Raw genomic sequence first — 5,375 nt, 5'->3', positions numbered from 1 at the left:
GTGGTCAGCAGTTTCACGGTGTCGGCATGCCCGTGCGGGCAGGTGGCCGGGGCGGACGCCTCGGCCATGGGGCGCGTCAGTTCGAAGGTGTCGCCGCAGCCGCGGCAACGGTACGCATAACTCGGCACGACGTCAGGGTAGACCAACGGCACGCTGGTCGGCGGTGTCGATAGCGCGGTCGTATCAGCCAGTACCCTCGAATACGGAGTACGAGGAGGTCTGGTGTGAGCGCTGCGGAATCCTTCGATGCCCCCGAGGCGGATGTTCTCGCGAACGGCCCGGTGGTCAAGACCGAATTCGGAGCGGTGCGCGGCCGACGCGAGGGCGATGCCCACGTGTGGCGCAGCATCCCCTACGCCGCCCCGGCGGCCGGACCGCACCGGTTCGCGCCGCCGCGACCGCCCGAGCCGTGGGAGGGCGTGCGCGACTGCCTGGAATACGGCGAGATCGCCCCGCAGACCCTCGGCGTCATGGTGCCGGTCGACTCCACCCTGCGCATGGGGGAGGACTGTCTCTGGGTGAACGTATGGGCCTCCGCCGCGCCCTCCGAGGAACCCCGCCCGGTCATGGTGTGGCTGCACGGCGGCGCGTACTGCCTGGGCACCGCCGCCCAGGAGATCTACGACGGCCGCAAACTGGTGGAGACCGGCAAGGTGATCCTGGTGTCGGTGAACTACCGGATCGGGGTGCTCGGCTTCCTCGACCTGTCCTCGCTGGGTCCGGAGTTCACCCCCAATCTGGGCCTGCACGACCAGATCGCCGCCCTGGAATGGGTGCGCGACAATATCGCCGCCTTCGGTGGCGATCCGGGCAATGTCACCCTGTTCGGCGAATCCTCGGGCGCGGGCTGCGTCACCGCACTGCTGACCGCACCCCGCGCGGCGGGCCTGTTCCATCGTGCCATCGCCGAATCACCGCCCGCCACCACGGTTTTCGGTAAGGAGCGGACCGAGGCCGTGGCCCGGCGCTACCTGGAGATCCTGGACCTGCCCCGCGAGCGCGTCGGCGACTTGCTGGAGTGTCCGGTCGAGGTGCTGCTCCCCGCCGCCGGGGTGCTGCTCGACGAGGTGCCGCTCACCGAACCCGGCCGCCTGGCCGCCGCCCCCGTGGTGGACGGTGACCTGCTCCCGGCGTACCCCACCGAACGCTTCCGGGACGGACGCTCGCATCGGGTGCCGCTCATCATCGGCACCAACAAGGACGAGGCGTCGCTGTTCCGGTTCTTCCGCTCGCCGATCATGCCGGTCACCCCGGACGCGGTGAACGCCATGCTGCGCAGCGTGGCCGAGGAACATCCGGGGCTCTCGCCCGCCCGGATCGCCGAGATCACCTCCGCCTACCCGGATCTCACCTCCACCCGTGGGGCGCTGGCCATGTCCACCGACGCCGCCTTCCGGATGCCCGCGCACTGGGTGGCCGACGCCCACTCCCGGCATTCGCCCACCTGGATGTATCGCTTCGACTACGCCACCCCCATGTTGCGCGCGGCTCGGGTCGGCGCCGGACATGCCACCGAATTGCCGTACGTCTTCGGCAATTTCGGCTCCTTCAACTACGACCCGACCTTCTGGCTGGGCGGACGCAAAGTGGCGCAGGAGGTTTCGGGTCGCATCATGCGGCGCTGGCTGGCCTTCGCCGAACACGGGGTGCCCGCGGCGCTGGACGGGTCCAAACACTGGCCGCCCTACCACGAGAACACCCGCACCACCCTGGTCATCGACGCCAACGACCGGGTGGTCGACGATCCCGACCGGGACCGGAACGCGGTGTGGGGCAGCGAGGCCGTGGGGTTCTTCTAGGGCTGGACGGGCGCGTGCGCTCGATTGCCCAGCGTCACCGGCATGCGCTGATATCCGTGCAGTGTGAACAGCTCTCGCAGTTGAGGTTCGCCCGCCAGTGACAGTTCCGGGAACTGCTCGAAGAGGGTGCGCAGTGCGTGCGTGGCCTCCATCCGCGCCAGGGCGGCCCCCAGACAGGTGTGGATGCCGATCGAAAAGGTGAGGTGTTCACGAGCATTGGAGCGGGTGATGTCGAAATGGTTGGGGTCGGTGAACATGCGAGGATCCCGATTGGCCCCCGCCAGGGACAGCACCACCACCGCACCCCGCCGCAGTCGCACGCCGTCGAGTTCCACATCGCACAGCGCCTGCCGGGCGGTGGTGCGCACCGGCGGATCGAACCGCAGCACCTCCTCCACGGCGCCCGCCCACAGGTCCGGTTCCGCGCGCAGCCGCGCCAACTGCTCCGGATGCGCCAGCAACTGCACCACCGCGTTGCCGATGAGGTTGACGGTGGTCTCGAAGCCCGCGCCCATGAGCAGGGTGGCGGTGGCCTTCAGCTCCCGTTCGTCGAGGTGTCCGGCGGCGACCAGGCTGCTGAGGATGTCCTCGCCGGGCTCCCGGCGCAGCCGTGCGATATGTCCGTCGAGGTAGCGGTCCATCTGCGCGATGGCGCCCGCCGCGCCGCGCCAGCTGCGCCAGGTGAGCCCCAGATCGAGCATGGGCGTGGTGCGGTCGCCCCACTCCAGGAACTCCGCGCGCATCTCGTCCGGGAAGCCGAGCATCTCGGAGATGATGGCGATCGGCACCTGCGCGGCGAAGTCCGCGACCAGATCGGTCGACCCGTTCGCTCCGAGCGCGTCGATCAGTTCCGCGGTCACCGACTCCACCCGGTCCCGGAGGCGGCCGACGGCGCGCGGGGTGAAGGCCGCGGACACCGATTTGCGAATGCGGGTGTGATCGGGCGGGTCGATGGTGAGCATGGACGGCGGCTCCACCGGATTGGCGGGCAGCGCGGCCCTGCGCACCACAGCGCGCAACGGTGCGGGGGTGTTCACATTGTCGAGGACGAAGACGCCGAAGCGATTGTCGCGCAGCATGCTTCGGGTGAGTTCGTAGTCGGTGGCGATCCACGCGTACGGGGTGCGCACCAGCCGACCGCGCTCGCGCAGCTCCTCGATGAGCGGGTACGGGTCCCGCCGTGCCTCCGGTTCGGTGTGCAGCTTGCCGAACGGATCGCCGCGGCGGGCCTGCCAGCGCATCACCCAGCGGGGCGCTCCCTGCTCCACCATCCATCGAATCCAGTACCGAGGCATCATCGCCGCTGACTCCCGTCGTCGTCGGATGTCTAGACGGTACGGAAATCCGGTGCGGTCCGGAACGTTCCACGGCGGGAGCCGCAGGTCCTACCACGGTATGAGTGCGTACCGCGGCTGGCGAGCGCGATCAGTCGCCGCGGCGTGCGGTGACCCGCTCGCTGGCCACCCGCTTCTCCTGGACCGCCGGATCGGGATTCGCCACCTGCACCAGCGAAGCCCCCGCCGCCAGCACCGCCACCAGGCCGTCGATCAACTCGGTCGGCGTCTCCCACGGCGTGGTCGACAGCACCCGGTCCTCGGCCGTGAAGCCTTGTCGCGCCGCGGATTTGCGGGCCTCGTCCAGGACCGCGCCCGCTGTCATGCCGTCCAGTGCCGCACCGACGCCGCCGGGCAGGAACTGATCGCCGTGCACGCGCACCGAGGTGGCGTAATCGGTGACACCGATCGGCAGATCTCGCACCGGCATGCCCATCGGATCCAGTGACAGCGCGGCCACCTCGGCGATGCCGTCGGCCTCGTCGACGCGGTCGGCGGTCACCAGCGCCAGCTCGGCGTCCGGGTCGGCGCGCAGCACCACCTCGGTGCCCGCCCACCAGCAGCCCAGCAGCACCGCGGCGGTCTGCCAGTGCGCGGGCAGCAGCACGGCCACCCGCGCGCCCGGGGTGAGCCCGAATTCGTCGCGGATCATATTGGCGGTCTTGGCCGCCCAGTTGGCGAGGGTGAGCGCGGACAGTTCGATACGCGCACCGGTGGTGTCGTCGTAGTAGGTGATGCGGGGGCCCGCGGGGTCGCGGGCCAGGATCGGGTCGAGCACCGCTTCGGTGAGGGTCTCGGTCAGTTCACGCATTTCGGTCCGTTCTGCCCGGCGTCGATGGGTGGGGCGGGCGGCACCGGCGTGGGGGTGGTCGACATTCCGGTGAAGTCGACGCCGCCGTCCGCCGACGAGCCCGGACCAGAGTAGTCACCCGCAAGCAGCACGCGCACCGCCCCCGCCGCCAGGCCCGGCTCGCTCATCACCGGCAGTCCGCCCAGGGCCTCGGCGACGGCGCGCGCCCCGGGGTCGGTGGCGCTGCTGGCCAGCACCCGGCTGCTCTGGATGGGGCCGCCGATCCAGTTGTCCACGGTGCCGGTGCCGAACCCCTTGCCCGCCAGCGCCTGTGACACCTGACCGGCCAGGCCGCCGATGGAGCTGGCGTTGTACACATCGGCGGTGACGGTGGACGGGTCGACGCCGTTTTTCTTCTCCTCCGGCTTCTCCTCGCCCACCATGGCGGCCACGTACTTCTGGACGGCCTCCGGGTCCACCTTCACCACCGAGACGCCGTCCTCGGTCATGCCGTTGAGGTCTTCGACCGGAATGGTCTCGAATTTCACCTGGCCACCGGAGAGATCCTGGAGCTGGCCGAGGAAGTCCAGCACATTCCAGCCGTCGTCGATCACCACGGTGCGGCCCACGGCGTCGCTGAGCTGTTGCAGGCGGCCCGGATTGGTGAGCGTCTTGGCGCTGAGCACCTGATTCACCAGCTGTGCCATGTACACCTGCTGGCGCACGATCCGGTCCAGGTCGCCCCGGGGCAGGCCGTGGCGCTGGCGGACGAAGCTCAGCGCCTGCGCGCCGTCGAGCCGCTGCTCTCCGGCGGGGAAGTCGGCACCCGAATACGGTTCGTAGACGGCGTCGTTCAGACACACCTCGACACCGCCCACGGCATCGGTGAGCAGGACGAAACCGAGCAGGCCCACCTCGGCGTAGTGGTCCACGGTGATACCGGTCAGGTTGGCGACCGATTTGATCAGCGCCTGCCGTCCGGCCTCGGTGGATTTCGCGTCGGCCTCGGACGCGTCCACCCCCTTGTCGAGCAGCTTCTGCTGTTCGGTGAACTTGGTGGTGCCGAAGGCCGAGTTGATCTTGCCCTTGCCCTGTCCCGGGATGTCCACATACGAGTCGCGCGGGATGGAGATGGCCGTGGCCGACCGCCCGTCGTTGGGCACCCGGATGAGCACGATGGTGTCGGTGTTGAGGCCCTCCTCGTCACCGGCGTGCAGCATGGCCCGCTCGGTGTCGGTGAGTGGATTGCCGTGTGCGTCGGTGCGGCTGTCGATGCCGACCATGAGGATGTCCACCGCGCCGTCGCGGCCCCCGCCCAGCCCGAGATTGCCGATGCGCTCGATGCTCGACACCAGCCCGTCCACCTGATGCCAGCCGAGACCGGTCAGGACCAGCACCGCCACCGCGGCGGCGGCCGACAGCGCGCGCATCGCGCCGAGCCGCCCGGCCCGC

At 69.9% G+C, this 5,375-nt stretch carries 5 protein-coding genes; 1 reads left to right on the top strand and 4 read right to left on the bottom strand.

Features of this window, described 5'->3' with window-relative positions; translation table 11 throughout:
- The coding region (locus QK444_RS32065) for a zinc ribbon domain-containing protein (protein WP_282785812.1) at positions 1 to 128 on the bottom strand (128 nt) is incomplete at its 3' end.
- Between the two features lie 96 nt (positions 129 to 224).
- On the opposite strand from QK444_RS32065, the gene QK444_RS32060 reads away from it, so the two are divergent.
- Positions 225 to 1,799 carry a carboxylesterase/lipase family protein gene (locus tag QK444_RS32060; RefSeq protein WP_282785810.1) on the top strand — a complete coding sequence of 525 codons (1,575 nt, stop codon included), beginning with the start codon at positions 225 to 227 and terminating at the stop codon, positions 1,797 to 1,799.
- Here QK444_RS32060 and QK444_RS32055 read toward each other — a convergent pair.
- From QK444_RS32055 to QK444_RS32045, 3 genes are all read right to left on the bottom strand, one after another.
- Complete coding sequence (locus QK444_RS32055; protein ID WP_349239553.1) at positions 1,796 to 3,070, bottom strand: cytochrome P450; 1,275 nt, start codon at positions 3,068 to 3,070, stop codon at positions 1,796 to 1,798. The genes QK444_RS32060 and QK444_RS32055 overlap by 4 nt on opposite strands.
- 154 nt (positions 3,071 to 3,224) lie before the next feature.
- A complete protein-coding gene (locus tag QK444_RS32050) occupies positions 3,225 to 3,944 on the bottom strand; it encodes a TIGR03089 family protein (RefSeq protein ID WP_282785808.1) in 720 nt (239 codons plus the stop codon).
- Positions 3,932 to 5,353 (bottom strand): LCP family protein, encoded by a 1,422-nt coding sequence (locus QK444_RS32045; protein ID WP_282785811.1) that lies wholly within the window; start codon positions 5,351 to 5,353, stop codon positions 3,932 to 3,934. Before QK444_RS32045 ends, QK444_RS32050 begins: the two co-directional genes overlap by 13 nt.
- Between the last annotated feature and the right edge of the window lie 22 nt (positions 5,354 to 5,375).

Origin of the sequence: Nocardia sp. CC201C, from assembly GCF_030010695.1 — a bacterium.
Lineage (GTDB): Bacteria > Actinomycetota > Actinomycetes > Mycobacteriales > Mycobacteriaceae > Nocardia > Nocardia otitidiscaviarum.
This window is presented reverse-complemented; position numbering and strand designations above follow the sequence as displayed.